At 64.2% G+C, this 23916-nt stretch carries 14 protein-coding genes; 7 read left to right on the forward strand and 7 right to left on the reverse strand.

What is annotated here, in order from left to right:
- From hutG to AC1DZ8_RS15210, 6 genes are all read left to right on the forward strand, one after another.
- Positions 1-813 carry an N-formylglutamate deformylase gene (hutG, locus tag AC1DZ8_RS15185; RefSeq protein WP_477304454.1) on the forward strand — a complete coding sequence of 271 codons (813 nt, stop codon included), beginning with the start codon at positions 1-3 and terminating at the stop codon, positions 811-813.
- A gap of 28 nt (positions 814-841) precedes the next feature.
- The gene (hutU, locus tag AC1DZ8_RS15190) at positions 842-2512 is read left to right on the forward strand and encodes a urocanate hydratase (protein WP_477304566.1); all 1671 of its coding nucleotides are present in this window, start codon (positions 842-844) and stop codon (positions 2510-2512) included.
- Positions 2513-2518: 6 nt separating this feature from the next.
- Complete coding sequence (locus tag AC1DZ8_RS15195) at positions 2519-3097, forward strand: HutD/Ves family protein (RefSeq protein ID WP_477304452.1); 579 nt, start codon at positions 2519-2521, stop codon at positions 3095-3097.
- An 802-nt stretch (positions 3098-3899) separates the two neighbouring features.
- Positions 3900-12479, forward strand: a complete 8580-nt coding sequence (locus AC1DZ8_RS15200) for a glycoside hydrolase family 94 protein (RefSeq protein WP_477304450.1) — start codon at positions 3900-3902, stop codon at positions 12477-12479.
- 344 nt (positions 12480-12823) lie between these two features.
- Complete coding sequence (locus AC1DZ8_RS15205) at positions 12824-14596, forward strand: glucan ABC transporter ATP-binding protein/ permease (protein ID WP_477304448.1); 1773 nt, start codon at positions 12824-12826, stop codon at positions 14594-14596.
- A gap of 223 nt (positions 14597-14819) precedes the next feature.
- A complete protein-coding gene (locus tag AC1DZ8_RS15210; RefSeq protein WP_477304446.1) occupies positions 14820-15572 on the forward strand; it encodes a heme ABC transporter permease in 753 nt (250 codons plus the stop codon).
- A 6-nt stretch (positions 15573-15578) separates the two neighbouring features.
- Here AC1DZ8_RS15210 and AC1DZ8_RS15215 read toward each other — a convergent pair whose 3' ends face one another.
- Positions 15579-16637 (reverse strand): D-TA family PLP-dependent enzyme, encoded by a 1059-nt coding sequence (locus AC1DZ8_RS15215; protein WP_477304444.1) that lies wholly within the window; start codon positions 16635-16637, stop codon positions 15579-15581.
- Positions 16638-16779: 142 nt separating this feature from the next.
- Here AC1DZ8_RS15215 and AC1DZ8_RS15220 point away from each other — a divergent pair, with 142 nt between their 5' ends.
- Positions 16780-17466, forward strand: coding sequence for a D-lyxose/D-mannose family sugar isomerase (locus AC1DZ8_RS15220; RefSeq protein ID WP_477304442.1), 687 nt, complete (start codon positions 16780-16782; stop codon positions 17464-17466).
- Between the two features lie 246 nt (positions 17467-17712).
- On the opposite strand, the gene AC1DZ8_RS15225 is transcribed toward AC1DZ8_RS15220, so the two are convergent.
- From AC1DZ8_RS15225 to AC1DZ8_RS15250, 6 genes are read right to left on the reverse strand one after another with little or no spacing between them, the layout of a single operon-like run.
- Positions 17713-18579, reverse strand: a complete 867-nt coding sequence (locus AC1DZ8_RS15225; RefSeq protein WP_477304440.1) for an RDD family protein — start codon at positions 18577-18579, stop codon at positions 17713-17715.
- The gene (locus AC1DZ8_RS15230) at positions 18566-19585 is read right to left on the reverse strand and encodes a stage II sporulation protein M (RefSeq protein WP_477304438.1); all 1020 of its coding nucleotides are present in this window, start codon (positions 19583-19585) and stop codon (positions 18566-18568) included. The genes AC1DZ8_RS15225 and AC1DZ8_RS15230 overlap by 14 nt, the downstream gene beginning before the upstream one ends.
- Positions 19582-20892, reverse strand: coding sequence for a DUF58 domain-containing protein (locus tag AC1DZ8_RS15235; protein ID WP_477304436.1), 1311 nt, complete (start codon positions 20890-20892; stop codon positions 19582-19584). Before AC1DZ8_RS15235 ends, AC1DZ8_RS15230 begins: the two co-directional genes overlap by 4 nt.
- A complete protein-coding gene (locus AC1DZ8_RS15240; protein WP_477304434.1) occupies positions 20889-21845 on the reverse strand; it encodes an AAA family ATPase in 957 nt (318 codons plus the stop codon). Before AC1DZ8_RS15240 ends, AC1DZ8_RS15235 begins: the two co-directional genes overlap by 4 nt.
- Positions 21832-23037 carry a DUF4350 domain-containing protein gene (locus AC1DZ8_RS15245; protein ID WP_477304432.1) on the reverse strand — a complete coding sequence of 402 codons (1206 nt, stop codon included), beginning with the start codon at positions 23035-23037 and terminating at the stop codon, positions 21832-21834. The genes AC1DZ8_RS15240 and AC1DZ8_RS15245 overlap by 14 nt, the downstream gene beginning before the upstream one ends.
- Complete coding sequence (locus tag AC1DZ8_RS15250; RefSeq protein ID WP_477304430.1) at positions 23034-23666, reverse strand: DUF4129 domain-containing protein; 633 nt, start codon at positions 23664-23666, stop codon at positions 23034-23036. Before AC1DZ8_RS15250 ends, AC1DZ8_RS15245 begins: the two co-directional genes overlap by 4 nt.
- Between the last annotated feature and the right edge of the window lie 250 nt (positions 23667-23916).

Here is a 23916-nt window from a genome sequence, read left to right on the forward strand (position 1 = left end):
ATGACCGACTGGCTGACAGTAACGGAAGGCACGGCACCCCTTTTGGTGTCGATCCCGCACACCGGCACTGATCTCGCCGGCATCGATAACCGGCTGGTCTCGCCCTGGCTTGGCCGCCGCGATTGCGACTGGTGGATCGACAATCTCTATGATTTCGCCGCCGGCCTCGGCGCGACGGTCGTGCACACATCGATCTCGCGCACCGTCATCGACGTCAACCGCGATCCGTCCGGTGCTTCGCTCTATCCCGGCCAGACGACGACGACGCTTTGCCCGACCGAGACTTTCGACGGCGATCCGCTCTATCTGCCCGGCGCGGAACCGACGCCGTCGGAGATAGACCGGCGCCGCGTAGCCTATTTCGTGCCCTACCATGAAATGCTGGCGGCCCAGGCCGTCAGGCTGCGTGGCCTGCATGAAAAAGTCGTCATCTACGATTGCCACTCGATTCGCTCGGTGCTGCCGCGTCTGTTCTACGGCACGCTGCCGGTGTTCAATCTCGGCACCAATGACGGCCAGACCGCCGACCCGGCGCTGCAGGCGCTGGTCGGCCAGATCATGGCCGAAAGCGGTGAAAGCAATGTCATCAATGGCCGTTTCAAGGGTGGCTGGATCACGCGCTACTTCGGCAATCCGCAAGGCGGCTACCATGCCTTGCAGATGGAACTTGCCGATCGCGGCTATCTGCGCGAGCCCGAAGGCAAGGGCGAACCGGACAATTGGCCGGTGCCTTACGATGCCGCGTTTGCCGCGCCGATGCGCGCCACACTGACCAAAATCCTCCAATCCGCCATTGACTGGGCCGGGCGCTGAGACGCCGCCTTACTCGAAAGGGACAATGATGAACAATCCTCGCCACAACATCCGCGAAGTGCGTGCGCCCCGCGGCGACAAGCTCAACGCCAAATACTGGACGACCGAAGCGCCGCTGCGCATGCTGATGAACAACCTCGATCCCGATGTCGCCGAAAACCCCAACGAGCTGGTCGTCTATGGCGGCATCGGCCGTGCCGCGCGCACCTGGAACGATTTCGACAGCATCGTCGCCTCGCTGAAGACCCTCAATGAGGACGAGACGCTGCTGGTGCAATCCGGCAAGCCGGTCGGCGTCTTCCGCACCCATGCCGACGCGCCGCGCGTGCTCATCGCCAACTCCAACATCGTGCCGCACTGGGCGACCTGGGACAAATTCAACGAGCTCGATAAGAAGGGCCTGATGATGTACGGCCAGATGACGGCCGGCTCGTGGATCTATATCGGCACGCAAGGCATCGTGCAGGGCACTTACGAGACCTTCGTCGAAGCCGGCCGCCAGCACTACAATGGCAATCTCAAGGGCAAGTGGATCCTGACCGCCGGTCTCGGTGGCATGGGCGGCGCCCAGCCTCTGGCCGCCGTCATGGCCGGCGCCTGCTGCCTCGCCATCGAATGCAATCCGGACTCCATCGATTTCCGCCTGCGCACCCGCTATGTCGACGAGAAGGCCGAGACGCTCGACGAAGCGATGGAAATGATCGAGCGCTGGACCAAGGCCGGCGAGGCGAAGTCGGTCGGTCTGCTCGGCAATGCGGCCGAGATCGTGCCGGAAATGTTCAGGCGCGGCATTCGCCCCGACATGGTCACCGACCAGACCTCGGCACATGACCCGATCAACGGCTATCTGCCCAAGGGCTGGACGATGGCCGAATGGCGCGAAAAGCGCGTCTCGGATCCCAAGGCTGTCGAAAAGGCGGCGCGCGCGTCGATGCGCGAGCATGTCGAGGCGATGGTTGCCTTCTGGAACGCCGGCGTGCCGACGCTCGACTATGGCAACAATATCCGCCAGGTCGCCAAGGACGAAGGGTTTGAAAACGCCTTCGCTTTCCCGGGCTTCGTGCCAGCCTATATAAGGCCGCTGTTTTGCCGCGGCATCGGTCCGTTCCGCTGGGCAGCCCTTTCGGGCGATCCCGAGGACATCTACAAGACCGACGCCAAGGTGCGTGAACTTACCCCCGGCAACACCCATCTGCACAATTGGCTGGACATGGCGCGCGAGCGCATCGCCTTCCAGGGTCTGCCGGCGCGTATCTGTTGGGTCGGTCTCGGTGACCGCCATAGGCTCGGCCTCGCCTTCAACGAGATGGTGGCCAAGGGCGAATTGAAGGCGCCCGTCGTCATTGGCCGCGACCATCTGGATTCCGGTTCGGTCGCTTCGCCGAACCGCGAGACGGAAGCGATGAAGGACGGTTCCGACGCCGTCTCCGACTGGCCGCTGCTCAATGCGCTGCTCAACACCGCGTCGGGCGCCACCTGGGTGTCGCTGCACCATGGCGGCGGCGTCGGCATGGGCTTTTCCCAGCATTCCGGCATGGTCATCGTTGCCGATGGCACGCCGGACGCCGCAAGGCGCCTGGAGCGCGTGCTGTGGAACGATCCGGCGACCGGCGTCATGCGCCACGCCGATGCCGGCTACGACATCGCCATTGAATGCGCCAAGGAGCACCAGCTCAATCTGCCCGGCATTCTCGGCTGATTGGCGATGCGCATCCTTCGTGCCGCCGACTACCGCACCATGCCGTGGAAGAATGGCGGCGGCACGACGACCGAAATCACGGTGTCGCCTGACGGCGCCGGGCTCGACGATTTCGACTGGCGCGTCTCAATGGCGCGCGTCGAGGGCGGCGGGCCGTTTTCCGGCTTTGCCGGCGTCGACCGCACGCTGGCCGTGCTGGAAGGCGAGGGCATCGTGCTTGATATTGCCGGCCGGCCGCCAGCCGAAGTGACGGCGGCGTCCGCCCCACTTGCCTTCCCGGCCGATGTATCGACCACGGCCGCGCTGATTTCCGGCCCGATCACCGACCTCAACGTCATGACCCGCCGCGGGCGAGCCACGCACACGGTCGAGCGCCTGCTGGTTTCGGCTGAGGTCACCATCCGGCCCACGACCCCAACGACCCTGATCCTGCCGCTCGACGGCGAGGTCGGTGTGACCGGCCCGGCGACCGTCCAACTGGGACTGCGCGACACGCTGCTGCTCGGCCCGGACGTCGCGGAATTGCGCCTGGAGCCGGCGCGTGCCACGACTGTGTTCGTGATACGCATCGGCAGCCTCGACTAGCCGCTTCGGTGGCAGCGATGATCAACTGCTGAAAAAAATCATCGCAATGGAAACCGGGCGCGGCAGATGATAAAGAGGATTTCATTATTAGTAGTTTTAGTAATTATCCTGTTCGGAGTAATACAATACAATTACAGCCCCGTATTGGTTCAAGTCGACAGGGATGAATTTATTGGAGGGACACTCTCCATCGGGGATGCAACTTTCGTGGAGCCGCAAGGGTCTGGGAGAACGTTTCATATCATTTCCATTTCGACGGATACCGAAATTTCGATCGTGTGTGGAAAAGCTGTGAACCAGCGAACCGACCGTGCAGGATATCTGACGCCGCAGCTTCAATGGTACGTGAGCGTCAAGCTCACCGATTGTTCGATAGCGAATTTCGACTACATAATTTGATCCTTTGACGAAGTCCTGCAGGCCTGTTTCCAGGCTTGCCGCGTGAACAATGCGCTGGGGTTCAGGTGAAGGCGAGGGCATGGTCCCCGCTAGTTGTCCGCCAGCAACGATTAACGCCTGTTGCCAAACATGATCGCACGCCGGAGAAATCTGGCGTAAGCTGTTGCCTGGATCACGAAAAAGCCTGAATCCTTCCGTCGTTCCAGAGCGGACGGGAGGGTAGGGGTGCTCGTCCTTGTTTGTCGAAAACCCCTCCTTGAAATGTCGAAGGGATAACGCCCCTGGCGTGGTGCGAAGCAAAACTTTCGGCCAGTGTAATCATGCAACCAATTGCATTTGAAACGGTTTTAGGGACATTGCCGTGGCGGTGACGCCGCATCGCGTCCCCCATGCGGAATTTTCAATGAATATCCAGACAAATCCTGCCCATATCGAAAAGACCAGCGCCAGCTTCCCGGTGATCACCGAAGAGCCGATACGCTCCAATTTCCTGCCCGAAGAGCGGCTGCGCGCGCTGGGCGAAGGCCTTGCCAAGGGCGACATCAAGGACCTGTTCGGCCTGACGCCGTTCGAGTTCCAGGCCCGCATCCGCGACAGCGCCAAGAAAATCCTCGAAGTCTACCGTTCGACCAATGCCGCCCAGGCCAGGGGCGAAACCATCACGCCGGCCGCCCAATGGCTGCTCGACAACAATTATCTGGTCGAGGAGACGATCTTCCAGGTCAAGCGAGACCTGCCGCGCCGTTTCTACCGGCAGTTGCCGACCCTGAAACTGTCCGACGGCGCCACCGTTCCGCGCGCGCTGGCCCTCGCCTGGAGCTACGTCGCCCATTCCGACAGTTCCGTCTCGGCGACGATGTTCAAATCCATCGTCGAGGGTTTTCAGTCGGTCGAGCCGCTGAAGATCGGTGAACTCTGGGCGCTGCCGTCGCTGCTGCGCTTCGTTTTGATCGAAAACCTGCGCCGCATCGCGGTGCGCGTCGACCGCACCCGGCAGATGCGCCATATCGCCAACGAGGTCGCCGACCGCGTGCTGGCGACCGACGACAATGCCGATCGCCAGAAGATCCTGTCGAGCTACGGCGCGCATGCGCAGGACACCACCTTTGCCACCCAGCTGCTCTACCGCCTGCGCGACGGCTCGCAAAATGCCGGCAGGGCGCTGGAATGGCTTGAGGTCGAGCTCGAGAAGACCGGCTCGGACGCCGAGGAAATCATCATTTCCGAGCATCGCACGCTGTCCAGCGGCAATGTCACCACCGGCAACATCATCCGTGGCCTGCGCCTCATCAACGACGTCGACTGGACGGTGTGGTTTGAAGGCGTCAGCCGCATCGACACGCTGCTGCGCGAGCGCACCGATTTCGCCGCGCTCGATTTCTTTTCGCGCGATCAGTACCGCACCTCGATCGAGCAACTGGCGCGCCGTTCCGACCTTTCCGAATTCCGCGTCGCCGAAAAGGCGATCGAACTGGCCAGCCACGTGCCGGGCGTCACCGATGCCTCCGGCGTGCCGGATGCATCAGCCGATCCGGCTATGCACACCGATGTCGGCTTCTTCCTGGTCGGCCCGCGCCGGCCGGACCTGGAAAAGGCGATCGGCTACCGGCCGCCTTTCTATGTGACCTTCAAGCGCGCCTTCACCGCCACCGGCTGGCTCGGTATCGTCGTGCCGGTCTTCCTGTTGACGGTGCTGCTGCTCGTTCTCTCCGGCAACGCACTCGCCCATCTCGGCCTGTCGGTGGCATCGATCACGCTGATGCTGGCGCTGTTTGCGGTGCCGGCCAGCGAAGGCGCGCTCGCTTTCTTCAACACCGTCGTCTCGCTGTTCCTGAAGCCGACGCGGCTTGTCGGCTACGATTACAAGCATGGCATCCCGGCCGTCTCGCGCACGCTGGTCGTGGTGCCCTCGCTGATCGGCTCGCGCGACGATGTCGAGGAAAACATCCGCAACATCGAGGTGCATCATCTCGCCAATACGGCCGAGGAGATCCATTTCGCGCTGCTCTCGGACTGGCCGGATTCCAAGACCGAGATCGACGCCGCCGACATCGAGATCCTGCAATATGCCCGCGACGAGATCGCCAGGCTCAATGCCCGTTACCCCTCGGAAGGCGCGCCGCGCTTTTATATCCTGCACCGCCGCCGGCTCTACAACCAGGCGCAGGGCGCCTGGATGGGTTGGGAACGCAAGCGCGGCAAGCTGCATGAATTGAACCTGCTGTTGCGCGGCGACAGCGACACCACCTTCCTGCCGCTCGACGTGCCGCTGCCGGAAAAGGTCGTCTACGTCATGACGCTCGACGCCGACACGCGCACAACGCGCGACGCGGTGTCGTCGCTGGTCGGCAAGCTCGCCCATCCGCTCAACCGTCCGCATTTCGACACGGCCAAGCGTGTCGTCACCGCCGGCTACACCATCCTGCAGCCGCGCATCACAGCCTCGCTCACCAGCGGCGACGACGCCTCTTTCTTCCAGCGCGTCTTCTCGTCCAACAGCGGTCTCGACCCTTACGTCTTTGCGGTGTCCGATCTCTACCAGGACGTCTTCAGCGACGGCTCCTTCACCGGCAAGGGCCTCTATCACGTCGATGCTTTCGAGGCGGCGCTGAAGGGCCGCATCGAGGAAAACACCATCCTCAGCCACGATCTGCTCGAAGGCGCGCTGGCGCGTGCAGCCCTCGTCACCGACGTCGAACTGGTCGAGGATTATCCGACCCGCTATTCGGTCGACGCCTCGCGCCACCACCGCTGGGCGCGTGGCGACTGGCAGTTGCTGCGTTTCATCTTCAGCCCACGTTCGGGCGTTCCGGCGCTGTCGCGCTGGAAGATGGTCGACAATCTGCGCCGCTCGCTGACCCCGATCTTCTGGGTGATGGCGGCGATCGCCGGCTGGACGCTGCTGCCGTTCACGCAGGCTGCGCAATGGCAGGCGCTGCTGATCCTCTCGCTGTTCATGGCGCCGACCTTCGATGTCATCAACGCCATCTTGCCCAAGAGCGGCGACCAGACGCCACGCGGCCATTTCTCCGCTCTGGCGCGTGACACTGTCTTCGGCACGGCTCTGGTGGCGCTGAAGGTGCTGCTGATGGCGCACAATGCCTGGATGATGGGCGATGCTATTGTGCGCACGCTCTACCGCCTGTTCGTCAGCCGCCAGAACCTTTTGGAATGGCGCACCGCGTCGCAGGCGCACAAGGGCGGCGACAACGATCTCGGCTCCTACTACAGCATGATGTATGGCGCCGTGATCATCGGCGTCGTCGGTCTCGCTATCGCCGTACTGGCCGATTCCACCGGCGCCTTCGTCGCCTTCTTCTTCGCTCTGTTCTGGATCGGTTCGCCGGCGGTTGCCTGCTGGATCAGCCGTTCGGCCGAGACCGAGGACCGCCTGCGCATATCGCAGGCCGACATCCACGCGCTGCGCACTGTGGCGCGCCGCACCTGGCATTATTTCGAAACCTTCGTTACGGCCGAGCATCACAACCTGCCGCCCGACAATTTCCAGGAAAGCCCGGCGCCGGTGGTGGCGCCCAGGACATCGCCGACCAATATCGGCGTCTATCTCCTGTCTGTGGTATCGGCGCGCGATTTCGGCTGGATTGCGCTCTCGGACGCCATCACCCGCATTGACGCGACGATGACCACCATCGAGAGCATGCCGCGCAACCGTGGCCATCTCTTCAACTGGTACGACACCACGACGCTGAAGCCGCTTTATCCGCTCTACATCTCGGCCGTCGACAGCGGCAATCTCGCCGGCCATCTGGTCGCGGTGGCGGCTGCCTGCGCCGAATGGGCCGAAGCTCCATCCGTCCATCTGCAGGGCGATTTCGAAGGCGTCCTCGACACGGTGACGATCCTCGACGAGAGCCTTGAGGAATTGCCTGACGACCGCCGGCAGTTGAGACCGCTGCGCCAGCGGCTCGCCGACCGTCTCGACGGCATGCGGCGGGCTGTCATGACCATCAAAGCGCAGCCGGAGATGGCCTCGATCCGCACCATCAATCTGGCCGTGCTGGCCGGCGAGATCCGCAAGCTCGCCACCGCCATCCACACCGAGGCTGCATCGCAGCGCAGTGATGTCATAGCCGACTGGGCGGCGCGCCTGGAAGCGACCTGCGAGGCGCATGTGCATGACTCGCACAGCGACGAGAACGCGGTGGAAGCCTTGCGCGCCAAGCTGCTCGCGCTGCGCGAGCGCTGCCGCCGCTATGCCTTCGAAATGGATTTCTCCTTCCTGATGCGCCAGGAAAGAAAACTGCTCTCGATCGGCTACCGGGTCGAGGAACACCAGCTCGACGAGAGCTGCTACGATCTGCTCGCCTCCGAAGCACGGTTGACCAGCCTGTTTGCCATCGCCAAGGGCGATCTGCCGACCGAGCACTGGTTCCGGCTCGGACGTCCCATCGTCGAGATCGGCTTCCAGGGCGCGCTGATGTCCTGGTCGGGCTCGATGTTCGAGTATCTGATGCCGCCGCTGGTGATGAAGGAGCCGCAAGGCTCGATCCTCAACCAGACCAGCAAGCTGATCATCAAGCGCCAGATCCAGTATGCCCGCTCGAAGAACGTGCCGTGGGGCATTTCGGAAGCAGCCTACAACGCCCGCGACCGCGAACTGACCTACCAGTACACCAATTTCGGCGTTCCGGGACTTGGCCTGAAGCGCGGCCTTGGCCAGAACACGGTGATCGCGCCTTACGCCACGATCCTCGCCGCGCAGTTCACACCGCGCGAATCCGTGCAGAATCTGGTCAGGCTGCGTTCGATTGGCGCGCTGGGAAGGCACGGCTTTTATGACGCCGTCGATTTCACGCCGCAGCGCGTGCCGGAAGGCACCGACCATGCCGTCGTGCTCAACTACATGGCCCACCACTCCGGCATGTCGATCGCCGCGGTTGCCGACGCCATCTTCGAAGGCCGGCTGCGCGACCGTTTCCATAGCGATCCGGTGATCGAGTCTGCCGAACTCCTGCTGCAGGAGAGGGCGCCGCGCGACATCCCGACTGCCACCGTCAGGACCGAAGCCGACGAGCGCTCGAAGGACGAGACCGAGGTCGAAAGCCCGGACTCGCGCATCATCCTCGATCCGCTTAAGGCGCTGCGCGCCACCAGCGTCATGTCCAACGGCCGCTACTCCGTCATGGTCTCGGCGACCGGCTCCGGCTACAGCCGCTGGGGCGAACTCGCCGTCACCCGCTGGCAGCCGGACCCGACCGAGGACCGGCTCGGTTCCTACATCTTCCTGCGCGACGCCGGCACCGGCGACTGGTGGTCGGCCACCGCCGAGCCGAAGCAGGCGAGCGGCGAGAGGGTTCAGACGCTGTTTTCCGACGACAAGGCGAGCTTCGTCAAAACCGTGGGTTCGCTGCGTTCCGAGGTCGAATGCATCGTCATCTCGGAAGGCAATGGCGAGGGCCGGCGCGTCACGCTCTACAATGACGGCGCCACCGACCGGCACATCGAGGTGACCTCATTCGCCGAGCTGGTGCTGGGCAATGAAGCCTCCGACAATGCCCACCCGGCGTTCTCGAAAATGTTCATCGAGACCGAGATATCGGCCAATAACGGCGCCATCTTCGCCACCAGGCGCAAGCGCGACAAGAACGAGCCCGACGTCACCATGGTGCATTTCGTCACCGATCCCTCGGGATCAGCGCGCGATGCCGAGGCCGAAACCGACCGCCGCGCCTTCATCGGCCGTGGCCGCACCATCGCCGAGGCCGCAGCTTTCGACCCCGGCGCCAAGCTTGGCGGCCATCACGGCTTCACGCTCGATCCGGTCGCGGCGCTTCGCCGCCAGGTGCGGGTGCCGGCCAACAAGAAGATCTCATTGACCTTCTGGACCGCCGTCGGCGCCAACCGCGCCGAGCTGGACGAGGCCATCGCCAGGCTCGACCATCCCGAAAGCTTTGCTCGCCAGGCGATGCTCGCCTGGACCCGCAGCCAGGTGCAGACCCGCCATCTTGGTCTGAGCCTGACCGACGCCGCCAATGTACAGAAGCTGGCGCGCTACCTGATCTATCCCGATCCGTTCCTGCGCCTGCCGGCCGAATCCATCGCTTCGGGGCTGGGCAAGCAGTCCAGCCTGTGGCCGACCAGCATTTCGGGCGACTTCCCGATCTTCCTGGTCCGCATCGGCGACGTCGCCGACCTCGAAATCGTTGCCCAGGCGCTGCGCTTTCAGGAGTATATGCGCGCCCGCGGCATGATGATCGACTTCGTCGTCGTCAACGAGCAGGCTTCGTCCTATGTGCAGGACCTGCAGCGCGCGGTCGAGACACTGTGCGAAAACAGCCGCCTGCGCGGCAAGGAGCTTGGGCCGCGCCAGCACATCTTCGCCGTGCGCCGCGACCTGATGGACGAGGCGACCTACAAGACGCTGTTGGCCGTCGCCCGTGTGGTTCTGCACACCCGCAACGGCACCATCTTCGACCAGATCGAGCGCGCCGAGGCGGCAGCCTTGCAGGCCCGCGATGCCTTGCAGCCGGCGGGTGCTTCGACCCTTCGCGAAACGGCTCTGCCAGTGCCGGTGGCGCCTGCATACCATGCTGCGTCTGACGCCAGTGCCGACGGCAGCGGGCTTAGCCAATGGAACGGCTTCGGCGGTTTCGAAGGCGATGGCCGCCACTATGTCACCCGTCTCGCCGGCCGGCGCACGACGCCGCAGCCCTGGATCAACGTCGTTTCCAACGCCTCGTTCGGCTTCCATGTTTCGGCCGAAGGCGCCGCCTTCACCTGGAGCCGCAACAGCCGCGACTACCAGCTGACGCCATGGTCCAACGATCCGGTCACCAACCGGCCAGGCGAGGGCGTCTATATCTACGACCACGCCAGCGGCAAGGCGTTTTCGCCGCTCGCGGCCGTGGTGCGCGATCCCGCCATGACTTACGAGACATGGCACGGCCAGGGCTTCTCGACCTTCCGGTCGAAGCGCGGTCCGTTGTCGATGGATCTGACGCATGTCGTCGATCCCGCCGATCCGGTGAAGATCACGCGCCTGCGTATCCAGAATTCGGGCTCGGCACCGGCGCGGCTTCGTGTCTATGCCTATGCCGAATGGGTTCTCGGCAGCCATCGCTCGAGCACGGCGGCGACCATCATTCCGTCGAGGGATTCAGCGACCGGCGCGCTTCTGGCGCAAAATCCGTACGGGCTCGATTTCGGCGACCGGGTGGCCTTCCTGGCCGCCACCGGTCCGGTGCATTCGGTGACCGCCGATCGCGGCGAATTCATCGGCAGGCAAGGCACCAGTGCCTTCCCGCACGCCGTCGTCAGCGGCGCCGGCCTGTCGGGCCGTGTCGAGGCCGGCGATGATCCATGCGCCGCTGTCGCCAGCGACATCGACATTCCCGCCGGTGGCGACGTCACGCTGATCTGGCTGCTTGGCGACGCCGCCAATCCGGCCGAGGCAAGCGCGCTGGTGCAGACCCATTCGGGCAAGGATTTCGACCAGCGGCTGGCCGACAATGAACGCGTCTGGCGCGGCTTCCTCGACACCATCCAGGTCGAGACGCCGGACAAGGCGCTCGACGCCATGGTCAATCACTGGCTGCCCTATCAGAGCCTGGCCTGCCGCATCCGCGCCCGCTCGGCCTTCTACCAGGCAAGCGGCGCCTTCGGCTTCCGCGACCAGTTGCAGGACACGCTGGCCCTGCTGGCGCATGATCCGAAGCTGGCGCGCGACCAGATCCTCAACGCGGCACGCCGGCAGTTCCCAGAAGGCGACGTGCAGCATTGGTGGCTGCCGCGCACCGATGCCGGCGTGCGCACGCTGATCTCGGACGACGTGGTCTGGCTGGCGCACGCGACCAACCGCTATATCGAGGTCACCGGCGACAACTCAATCCTCAAGGAGCAACTGCCTTTCATTGACGGGCAGGTGCTCGAAGAGGGTCAGCATGATGCCTTCTTCACGCCGGAAATCTCCAAGACGCATGCCTCTCTCTATGACCATTGCGCGCGGGCGCTCGACCTCGCCGTCAAGCGCAGCAGCCCGGCCGGGCTGCCGCTGATCCTCGGCGGCGACTGGAACGACGGCATGAACCGCGTCGGCGAAGCCGGCAAGGGCGAGAGTGTCTGGCTGGGGTGGTTCCTGTTGAAGACGCTTGGCGACTTTGCCGCTGTCGCCAAGGGGCAAAGCGACGCCAAGCGGGCACAGGCCTGGACAAAGCACGCCGACGTGCTGAAGCGGGCGCTGGAAAGCACCGCCTGGGATGGCCAGTGGTACCGGCGCGGCAGCTACGATGACGGCACGCCGCTCGGCTCTCACAATTCGGACGAGTGCAAGATCGACTCCATTGCCCAGTCTTGGAGCGTGCTCTCCGGCGAGGGCGACCCGGCGCGCTCGACCACGGCGATGCAGCAGGCGACGAACCTGCTCGTCGACGACAAGCTCAAGATCGTCAAGCTGTTCACCCCAGCCTTCCAGAACACGCAAAAGGACCCCGGCTACATCAAGAGCTACCCGCCGGGTGTGCGCGAGAATGGTGGCCAGTATACCCATGCGGCCACATGGTTCGTGATCGCGCTCGCCGAAATGGGCCGCACCGACGATGCCTATCGCTGCTTCTCGATGCTGAACCCGGTCAACCATGCGCTCGACGATGCATCGGCCGAGCACTACCGGGTCGAGCCTTACGTCGTCGCCGCCGACATCTATTCCGGTGAAGGCAAGGGCGGTCGCGGCGGCTGGACCTGGTATACGGGGTCGGCCGGATGGCTCTACCGAGCTGCCGTCGAAGGCATTCTGGGCATCGAGCGACGCGGCAAGCAGATCACGTTCCGGCCGAAACTGCCCAGCCATTGGGACGGCTACTCCGCCACGCTCAAGATGCTGGGGGCCGAGGTCAAGGTTCGCGTCATCCGCGACAAAAAGGCCAAGACCATCTCGCTCGAAGTCAATGGAACCAAGACAAAGTCTTCAGGCTTTGAGCCGAAAGCCGGCGACAAGACTGAGGTGGTCGTCAAGATCCCTGCATAAAATCAATGACTTGAAGCTATTCGCGCGCGCCGTTCGGGGCGCGCGTTTCTATTTGGTCATGCGCATGGCGCAAAGCAGCCCTGCTTCTTATGTATTGGCGTTGCCGGCTGCGGGTGATTAAAAATGTGGCAGCCTTGGGCACATGCCATGATTTTGCCGCAAGACTGACATTTCACCTTTTATCTCAAACCGTTAGGTGATCACGGCAGATTTCGCAACGTCGTCATCTTTTGTTCGCAGAATGGGAACGGAAGAGCTAGACGGGCATTGTTTTGCGACCCGTTAACCGGTACGTGTCAAGAAATGGTGCAGTGCACAATGAATGTTTGGGCGGAGTAGCTGAAGTGTCACTTCTGCAAATCTACTGGAGAGCGCTGGGATATCTCGCAGCCGACAGGAAACGCGTTGCGTTGATCTGCGGTGCGAACGTTGCGCTCGCCATCATCGCCATCCTCGAGCCGATCATGTTCGGCCGGGTGATCGACGCCATCTCCGATAAGGGTTCGGTGTTTTCGACGCTGGCTCTCTGGGCCGGCCTCGGCGCCTTCAACATCGTCGCCTTCGTGCTGGTGGCGCGTGGCGCAGACCGTTTTGCCCACAAGCGCCGCAGCGAAGTTTTGTGCCAGTCGTTCGAGCGCGTGATCACCATGCCGCTCGCTTGGCACCATCAGCGCGGCACCTCCAACGCGCTGCACACGCTGCTGCGCGCTGTCGAGACCCTGTTCAGCCTGTGGCTTGAATTCATGCGCCAGCATCTGTCGACTGCCGTTGCGCTGGCTCTGCTGATCCCGACCGCGATCAGCATGGATCTGCGCATGTCGCTGGTGCTGATGGGGCTTGGCGTTCTCTATATCGGCATCGGCCGCCTGGTGATGAAGCGCACCAAGGCAGGCCAGGCCGCCGTCGAGCGCCACTATCACAAGGTGTTCGCGCATGTGACCGACTCGGTCAGCAACGTCGCCGTGCTGCAGAGCTACAACCGTCTCGGCCACGAAGCCGATACGCTGCGCCGCTACGTCAAGAACCTGCTCGATGCGCAGAACCCCGTGCTCGACTGGTGGGCGATGGCCAATGCGCTGCACCGCCTGTCGTCGACCATTTCGATGATGGTCGTGCTGCTGATCGGCGCTTATCTCGTCACCCATGGCCAGCTCAAGATCGGCGACGTCATCGCCTTCACCGGCTTTGCCACCCTGCTGATCGCTCGTCTCGACCAGATGTCGGCTTTCGCCAACCAGATTTCGGAAGCCCGCGCCAAGTTGGAGGACTTCTATCATCTCGAGGATTCGGCCGCCGACGCCGCCGAGCCGGACGGCTTGCGCGATCTCACCAACGTTACCGGCCATGTCCGCTTCGAGAATGTCGGCTTCGAGTTCGGCAATTCGGGGCAGGGCATCGACGACGTGTCGTTCGAAGTCCAGGCCGGCCAGACCGTTGCCATCGTCGGCCCGACCGGCGCCGGCAAGACGACGCTGATCAACCTGTTGCAGCGTGTCTTCTCGCCGTCCCATGGCCGTATCCTGATCGACGGCATCGACACCCGCTCGGTGACCCGCAAGTCGCTGCGCCACTCGATCGCCACCGTGTTCCAGGATGCCGGCCTGCTCAACCGTTCGATCGAGGACAACATCCGTGTTGGCCGCGCCGAGGCGACCTATGACGAAGTGCATGCCGCAGCCGACGCTGCCGCGGCGCAGGACTTCATCCTGGCCAAGAGCGAAGGTTACGACACCGTCGTCGGCGAACGCGGCGGCCAGCTTTCGGGCGGCGAGCGCCAGCGTATCGCGATTGCCCGCGCCGTGCTCAAGGACGCGCCGATCCTGGTGCTCGACGAAGCGACCAGCGCGCTCGACGTCGAGACCGAGGACCGCGTCAAGGAAGCCATCGACGAATTGCGGCGCAACCGCACCACCTTCATCATCGCCCACCGCCTGACCACCGTTCGCGACGCCGACCTGGTCGTGTTCATGGACAAGGGCAAGGTGATCGAGATGGGCGGCTTCGCCGAACTGTCGCTGCGCAACGGCCGTTTCGCCAGCCTGCTGCGCGCCGGCGGCCTGCTCAACGACGAAGAGGTTCGTCGCCTCAGCCGTACGGTGAATGTCGAAGCGGCGTAGTCTCAAGGTCTTTCCTTCTCCCCTTGTGGGAGAAGGTGGCCGCGTAGCGGCCGGATAAGGGGTGTTCCAGGGAACGCCAACGCCTCACTCCGCTGGAACACCCCTCAACCGTCTCGGCGCTATCGCGCCGATCCACCTTCTCCCACAAGGGGAGAAGGGAAGACCTCCGCCTGCGACAACCGCTCGATTGCCCTAGGCACGCCGCCGGTCTATCTAGGTCCGCATGAGCGACACCTCCTCACGCCTCACCGGCTGGACCGACCTTGCCAACCCGACTCGCTTTGTCGGACTGGCGGACAGGCTGGTGCCGTGGCTGGCGTCGATCGCCGCGATCCTGCTCGCCGTCGGCCTCTATATGAGCTTTGCCGCGCCCGAGGATTATCAGCAGGGCAGCACCGTGCGCATCATGTACATCCACGTGCCTTTCGCCTGGCTCGCCATGATGTGCTACACGGTGATGGCGGTCGCAGCACTCGGCACGCTGGTCTGGCGCCATCCGCTGGCCGACGTCGCGCTGAAATCGGCAGCCCCCATCGGCGCCACCTTCACAGCCCTCGCGCTCGTCACCGGCTCGATCTGGGGCAAGCCGACCTGGGGCACTTTTTGGGCCTGGGATGCCCGGATGACCTCGGTTCTCATCCTGTTTCTGATGTATCTCGGCATCATCGCGCTGACCCGGGCGCTGGATGACGCCAGCCGCGCCGCCTGGGCTGCCGCCATCATCACGCTGGTCGGCTTCATCAACATCCCGATCATCAAATTTTCGGTCGACTGGTGGAACACGCTGCACCAGCCGGCTTCGGTGTTCCGCATGAGCGGCTCGACCATCGATCCCAGCCTGCTGTGGCCGCTGCTGGTGATGGCGCTCGGCTTCACCGTGCTGTTCTTCGCGTTACATCTGACGGCGATGCGCACGGAGATTTTCCGCCGCCGGGTGATTGCCATGCGCAGGGTTGCGGCGCGGCAGGCTAACTGACGCGCTTCACCCCATCCGCCCACGCGCCACGACAGGCAGCGTCTCCAGCACCTTGTCGCCGTCGATCAGGTGCACCTGGTCGAACAGGTTGGTCACCACGCAGCAATGGTCAGGCACGACGCGCACGCGTTCGCCGATGTGAAGGCTGGCGCCATTTCCAAGCGTCACCGTGCCGTGCTCTTCGCTGAGGCCCGTGACGCGGGCACCGGGCATGCCGAGCAACTCACCAAACTCGGGCAATCCCAGCGTGTCGCTGGACAGCGCCTTGCTGCCGCTGTCGAGGATGGCGCGGGCCGGCGTCGGATGGCTGACCACGGTTGCGAGCACCGTCAGCGCGCAATCGTCGAGCGTGCCGACGCCTTTGGCGACCTGATAGCGGTCGAGATAGATGTAGGTGCCGGGGCGGTATTCGGTGACGACGCTGTCTTCGCCGGAGCGCCACATGTCGGGCGTGCCGCCGCTGGAGATGCGTTCACAGGCGAGGCCCGAGGCGGCAAGCGTCTGCTTGGCGCCGGAAAGCCAGGATTCGGCCTCGGCGGCGCGGCCGGCCGCCGGATAGGTCATCAGCCCGCCGAAGGTGAGCCCCTTGGCCTGATCGATTACTTTCGCCAGCGCGAGGGCCTCGGCGACGCTCTGCACGCCGCAGCGGCCCATGCCGGTGTCGCATTCGACCAGAACGGGCAGGGGATGACCGGCATCGGTGAAGGTGGCGGCGAGCCCCTCCAGCGTCTCGTGGCTGTCGGCCGTCACCGACAGGGTGACGCGGCCATGCAGCGCCTTGAGGCGCTCCAGCTTGGCGCGGCCTAAAATGTTGTAGGGTAGAAAAATGTCGGAGAGTCCGGCATCGGCCATCACTTCGGCTTCGCCGATCTTCTGGCAGGTGATGCCGACGGCGCCGGCCGCCACCTGCTTCTTTGCCCAGTAGGGCAGCTTGTGCGTCTTGATGTGCGGCCTGAGCTTCAGCCCGTGGCGATCGGCATGCGCCTGCGCTCGTGCGATGTTGGCTTCGGCGCGGGCCGCGTCGATCAGGATCGCCGGCGTATCGAGGTCGTCTATACCTTGCATGAATGTCACCTTGGGAAATTTGGCTGGACTTATGGCCCCGATCCGTACGGATGTCATGGGGCCAGCATGCAGTTTGCGTCGACACCGCAACGCTGTTCGGCTATGCGCTTAGGCAGGAACGCGACGCCAAGGGATCACGACCATGAAACGCTCCACCGTCAACGACATCATCCGCGATGCCGACGCCTTCATCCGCTCGTTCGGCTACATCATGCCGCCCTTCGCCTACTGGTCGCCGGACGAGATGAAGGCGCGCAAGGCGGACTCCGCTGCCATTTTCACCTCACGGCTCGGCTGGGACATCACCGATTACGGTCAGGAGAAATTCGACGAACTCGGCCTGTTCCTGTTCACCGTGCGCAACGGCGTCTATGCCGACATGAAGAAGGGCATGGGCATGCTCTATGCCGAAAAAATCATGATCTCGCGCAAGGATCAGCTGTCGCCGATGCACCGCCACAACATCAAGGCCGAGGACATCATCAACCGCGGCGGCGGCAAGCTGGTGCTGGAACTGTTCATGCACGACCGCGACGGCGGCATCGATCCGAAGGCCGAAGTGTCGGTGCCGGTCGACGGCACCATCCACAGGCTGCCGGCGGGCGGGCTGCTGAAGCTCGACCCGGGCCAGAGCGTGACGCTGATGCCCGGCGTCTGGCACGCCTTCTGGGCCGAGGGCAAGGACGTGCTGATCGGCGAAGTCTCGACCGTCAACGACGATCTCACCGACAACGTCTTCCGTGAACCGATCGGCCGTTTCTCCAACATCGACGAAGACGTCGCGCCGGTGCATCTGCTGGTGTCCGACTATGAGAAGTGGGTGGGGTAGCGAGAGGTACGCCATTTCATCGGCTGGTGCTGCCCCTCATTGCCCTGCCGGGCATTTCTCCCCGTATAGTGACGGGGAGAAAGATGCTGTCGCGGATGGTTTCGCCAATACCCAGCGTTGCAGAATAAGCGCCGCGTTGCAGCCAGCGCTCTTCTCCCCGTCACTACACGGGGAGAAGGTGCCGGCAGGCGGATGAGGGGCAGCGCTGTCGTTCCGTGATTGTTGTCAGGCGCTTTGAGGGCGTTCCTACCGCTGATACTTATCCGCCTTGCGGTTGCCCAGCAGAAGCTTGCGTTCGAGCTGCGCGCGCAGCTCACCGTAATAGGCGGTGAGGAAGGCCCTGGAATCGACCGGCTCGATCATCATGCCGATCTTGCGCCCAATCGTCTCGGCCACCGCTTTCAGCGCGAAATAGTCGTCGCGGCGCAGCACCTCTTCCAGCTTGTGCAGCTCAGCAATGCCATAGGCGTCGAGCTGCGCCTGGGTGAAGCGGAAGGCGCGGGCGGTGGTGTTCTGGCGCTGCGACAGGTCCTCGACCAGCGCCAGTTTCGGCGCCTCGACCACCCACGTTCCGGCCAGCAGATCGCCGATCCGCATGCGGTCGCGGTTGAACAGCGGGAAGAGCGCAAACAGCAGCGCCCACACCAGTCCGAAGATTGTCGACAGCGTGTCGGCGAGCCCCATCTCGCTGCGGCCGAGGATGATCGACAGCGGCAGGAAGATCTCGATCTCGCGCATCAGATTGCGGGCGATGACCTGATCGACCGACAGGCCGGCGCCGCTGCGCGACGCCACCCGGATGCCGAGCATCCGCTTGCCTGGCGTGGCGGCGCGGCGGCCAGCCTCGAAGACGATGAAATAGGCGTTGCGCAGGAAGAAGATCAGGATGATCCAGACGATGAACAGCGGCTGCGCCCCTTCGCCCTGGAGGCCGGCCAGCCCGAACAGCGCGACGATCGTGATCACGATCGCAGTGACGATGATGATCACGAAGTCGAGCAGGAAGGCGGCGGCGCGCGTGCCGGCATCGGCGAGCTTGATCCTGAGATCGACGCCTTCCGGCGTGATCAGCGGCCGTATCGTCGAGACGGCAGCGCGCCTAGCGGTCGCCATGCCGCACCACCCTGAACAAATAGAAGTAACAGAGCCACAAGGTCAGCATGCCACCGCCGATCGCATAGCGCGTGAGGTCGCTGGTGATCACCTGCCTGCCGATGCCTTCGAGCAGGCCGGCACACAAAAGCATGATCGTCACCCCGACCATGGTGGTTGCCGCCACGCGCCCGGCATCGGCCGCGGCCGTCATCCGGGTCAACTCGCCGGGGAAGGCGATGCGTGTGCCGATGCGCATGCCGGCAGCGCCGGCGAGCGCGATCGCAAACATCTCGGTGGTGCCGTGGATGGACAGCCATCCGCCGAGCTCCAGCCCGAGCCCCTTGGCGACGTAGATCTGGAACATCGCGCCGAGCAGGCAGCCATTCATCAGGATCAGGAGCACGCTGGGCACCGCGAAGGCAAAGCCGAGCGCGAAGGCCAGGATCGCCACCTGGACATTGTGCGTGAACAGATAGGCGGCGAAACCCGACAGGAAATTGCTGTCGGCGCCGTCATAAAGCACCTGCCGCAGCACTTCGGCCGATGCGTCCGGGTTGCGCCCGCCGGCCAGACTCGGCGGAATGATGGCGTCGTACCAGCCCTTGTCTTTCGCCACCAGCCAGTAGCCGGCGCCGAAGCCGACAAAGGTCAGGACGACCGACAGCAAAGTCTCGCGCCACAAATCGCGAATGGCATGCGGCCAGTCATGCAGGAAGAAATCGCCGATGCGCTGCCGCAAGCTGCGGCGCGCGCCATAGAGGTAGAAGTAGCCGCGCAGGCAGAGCGCTTCGAGATAGCCGACCAGCGCATTGTCGAGCGACGTCGCCCGCGCCACCGATAGCGAGGACAGCGCCGAACGGTAGAGTAGGGGCAGCGACAGCAGTTCATCTTCGGACAATGTCCGCGGCGCTCGTTTCTCGACCCGGGCAAGCAGCGCCTCGAACGCCTTCCAGTCGGCCTCGCGCTCCGAACGGAAGCTCGCCAGCGACTGGCGCACGGCGTCCTTGCCGACCAGCGCGCTCACAACAGGTCCTCCCGCTTGAGCTCGAGATAGCGTTCGACCAGCGCAGGTCCGAGCCGCTGGTGGTCGGCCTCGATGACATGCGCGCCGAGCAGCCGCAGCCGCCCGATAACGACCTGCCTTTCGCGCAGCAGCCCGCCGGCGACGACCGAGCGCGCCACATCCTCAGGTGTGTCCGGCGGCATGTCGGCCAGTGTCTCCAGCTCGACATCCTTCATCATCATGAACAGCACCAGGTGCCGTTCGGTCAGCCGCCCGACGGTGCGCAGCATCAGTTCGGCACTGATCGGATCGACGAAATCGGTGAAGATGATCACCAGCGAGCGCCGGTCGAGCCGCGCCGCCAGCGTCGTCAGCGCCAGGGTGAAGTTGGTCTCTTCGGTCGAATAGTCGATCTCGGCCGCCCGCTTCTGGATCATGGCGAAACTGGCCGAGCCGCGCACCGCGCCGCTGGAAACGCGCGGCCGCGCATCGAAGCCGAACAGGCTGACCATGTCGCCGCCCTTCAGCGCAATGAACGCCGACAGCAAGGCGGCGGTGACGGCGCGGTCGACCTTCGGCACGCCGTCGACGGGCTCGCACATCAGCCGGCCGCTATCGATGGCCAGCACGATGTTGTTGTTCTCCTCGATGCGGAACTCGCGCGCCAGAAGTCGGCCATGGCGGGCGCTGCGCTTCCAGTCGATCATGCGCCGGCCCATGCCGGGCTGGTAGTCTTTCAGCGCCTCGAATTCGCGGCCCTGGCCGGCGCGCCGTTGCGCATGGCCGTCCGGCAGCGACTGGCGCTGCAGAAGCGTGATCGCCTCATCGCGGGCGCTGCTGACGTCGGGCAGCACCGCGACCTTGCTGTCCATCGGCAGCACGACCTGGTTCCAGACCAGCCCGAACGGCCCGCGCCAGCGCACCCACAGCCGATCGAACCTGGCCATGCCGCGCCGCAGCGCCTGAAATTTGAGGTCGAGCGATGCGCTGCCAGCCTTGGCGGCCAACGCGCCGCCGGTGCCGCCCAGCGGTTCCAGCCGCTCATCATGGCCGAGACGCGCCTGCACCGCGCGCGGACGTCCGCTGAGCCTGGCGGTGACATTGACGGTGAACTGGCCGCCGACGCTGACCTGCGGCGGCGCATGGATGGTGGCGTCCAGGGAAGCTCGACCGCGCCCGGCGGCGGCGTCCACAGCCAGGAAGGCAAGCAGCACGCAGATCCACAACAGGCCGAGATACCACAGCGACGGCAGCGCGAGCGCGATCAGGAAGGCCGGTATTGCACCTGCTGCACCTGCCCAGACTGCCCGGCCGCTCGGATAAATCAACGTGGCGCTTCCGTCTGGTCGACAAGGTCGGTGACGATCTGCTCGACCAGGCGGCCGTCGATCTGCGCCGCCGGCGAAAGGATCACGCGATGGCGCAGCGCTGGCACCGCAAGCGCCTTGACGTCGTCGGGGATGACATAGGCACGCCCGTCGAGTGCTGCCCGGGCGCGTGCGGCTCTCGCCAGCATGGCACCCGCACGCGGGCTGGCGCCGACCTCCAGGTCCGGGCTGGCGCGCGTGGCCCGCACCAGCCTTGCGATATAGTCGACGACATCGTCGACAAGCGTGACCTCGCCGACCGTCGCCAGTGCCTTTTCCAGCGTCTTGCGGTCGGCCTGGGCGGTGATGCCATACTGCTTGATGTCGTGCGAGGCAGTGCCGCCGCCGTGGTGGATGATGATCGCCTTTTCCTCTTCGGGGCCGGGGTAGCTCACCCGGTGCTTGAACAGGAAGCGGTCGAGCTGGGCCTCGGGCAGCGGGTAGACGCCCTGGTGTTCGATCGGATTCTGCGTCGCCACCACCATGAAATTCTGGCCGAGCGAATGAGTGGTGCCGTCGAAGGTGACGGCATGCTCCTGCATCGCCTCCAGCAGGGCGGCCTGGGTCTTGGGCGGCGTGCGGTTGATTTCGTCGGCCAAGAGCAGGTCGCAGAAGATCGGACCGCGCGTCAGCGTGAATTGCCCGCTCTGGAAATTGTAGATGTTCGAGCCGACGATATCGCCGGGCATCAGGTCGGGCGTGAACTGGATGCGGCCATAGGCGACGCCCAGCGCCTGGGCGAAGCAGCGCGCCGTCATGGTCTTGGCCGTGCCCGGTGGTCCCTCGAGCAATATATGCCCGCCGGCGAACAATGCCGTCAGCATCAGATCGACCGTATCGTGTTGCCCGGTGATGGCCTTGGCCACCTCTTCCCTGATCTGTGTCGCCAGGGCCTTCACATCATCGACGTTCACCGAGCCTCCTTGCCGTCCAGCCGTGCAGCTTTTCGGCTGCCTCATGCATTTGTGTCAGGGTCTTTGCCGCGTCGGCGGCCTGCAGGCGGGTCGTGAATCCGCTGGGTTCATCCTTATCGCGGGAATCGAGCCAGCGGTCGAGCGCTTCGCCCTGCAAACCGTGCGGCGCGCCGAGCAGTGCGCCGGCGCGCACCCGGGCCAATGCTCCATAGCGATCACCCAGTTCTTCCAGCCGGCCGGCGCGACGCAACAGCATCGCAGTGGTGTCGACCAGCGCCCGCTTGCCGAAGGCGATGGCGCGCTGATCGGCCCGCGGCGGTCCGAACCGGCCAAGGCCATGCAGGAACGCAAGTGCCGCCGCCGCCAGGATGGTCAGCGTCAGCGCCAGGAAGGGAGGTTCGACCAGAAGCTTGGCGAGGTCGTATTTCCGCCCGAAACCGTGCAGCGTCAGGTCGAACACCACCGGACCCTCTTCGGACTGCAGGAGCTCGATCAGCTTCAGCGCCGCCGCTGCCTTGTCGGGATCCTTGAGCGCAGCATTGTTGATGAGATCGGGGTCGGTCAGGACGTAGAAACGCTCGTCTTCCACCTCGGCCAGCACTGCCTTGCCGTCGCCGGCTGCAATGAGGGGATGTTTGTCTGTCACCCACTGCAACTGGTCGGGAGCGTTGACCATCTGTCCTGACACGTCGAGTTGCTTGACCGTGATCTCGCTCTCGCCGAGCTTGGCCTTGGCGATGCGGCCGAGCCAGTCGTTCACCACGACGTTCGGCAGCCGCTGGATCTTCATCTCCCAGCCCTCATGCTGGAACAGCGGCAAGGTCGCCCATTTGGGCAGCACGAACAGCGTATCCAGGCCCTTGCGAAGCTTGATGATGTTGGCAAGCGCATCCGGATCGCTGTCGGGTGAGATGGTGACGATCAACAGCATTTCGGTCTCAAGATCGCTGTCGAACCGTGCCATATCAGGCGCTTCGCCGGTCAGCTTCAGCCATTCCACCAGGCCGGCATAGCCGATGCCGCTCTTCGACAACGGCGTCGCGCCGCCGACGTTGGGCTGGCGAAAGTCGGGGGCATAGGTGGACAAAAGGAAGAAGCCCGCCGCCGCGAGCAAGCTGGCAAAAATGCCCCAGAACAGCGTTCTGCGGCTGAACGGTTCCTGCTCGGCGATGTCGGCGGTCGAAGCACTCACACCCAGGCATCCCTGAAGACGAATCGCTCATAGGCGCCGCGCGCCTCCTGCCAGCCCTCGGGGCCGACTGGCCGGCGCGCGAACAGCGCCGCCTCGACGATGCGCGCGATCTGGGTGAAGGCGCTGCGCGCCCGGGTCGGGATCGATGCCGCGCTGGCGATGTCGCGCGCGGTCAGCGACGGGCGCAGGAAGTCGGGCAGGCGCCCGGCAATGTCGGCGACGCTGCGACGAAGCAGAAGATGCACCGCCTCGTCATACTCGCCGCGGGCAGCCAGCGCATCGGCCTCCGACAACAGGATCTGCGCCGCGCCGACGTCAGGACGCCATGTCGCTTCCGCCTCGGCCACGGTCTTCTTGCGCCGCCAGGGCAGGCGCCAGGCAACGCCTTTCACCTCGAGCAAAATCAGCAGCAGGATGACCGCGGCGCCTGTGATCACGGCGCCCCAGAACAGGTAGATCATGTAAGGGCCAAGCCAGTTCAGGAACTCGCCGAACGGCTTCAGCCACTCCGGCGGTTCGGGTTGCTTGAAGGCCGGCAGGTCGAACTGGATCGAATCGTCCGACAGCAACTGCTTGTGCAGTTTGGCCAGCCATTCGGCTTGCGCAGCGTCCGGCTGTGCAGCAGTCACCTTTTCGCCCCCATGCAACCCGCGGTTCGCGGGCCGACACTGACAATGCAGCGCAACATTTGCAAGTGGGCTAGACGCCGCTCGCCAATCTTGGCAAATTTACTACTGCGGTCGCCGGACAATATTCGGCGGTGAAACAGGGGGCGCATCATGACTTCGGCAACATTTGCACGGCCTGAGAAATTTCAGATCGGCAGGGTCTTCAACAACAGCTTTGCCGTCATCGGCCGAAATATCGTCCTGACGGTGG

The sequence above is a fragment of the Mesorhizobium sp. P2_F7 genome (assembly GCF_056403695.1).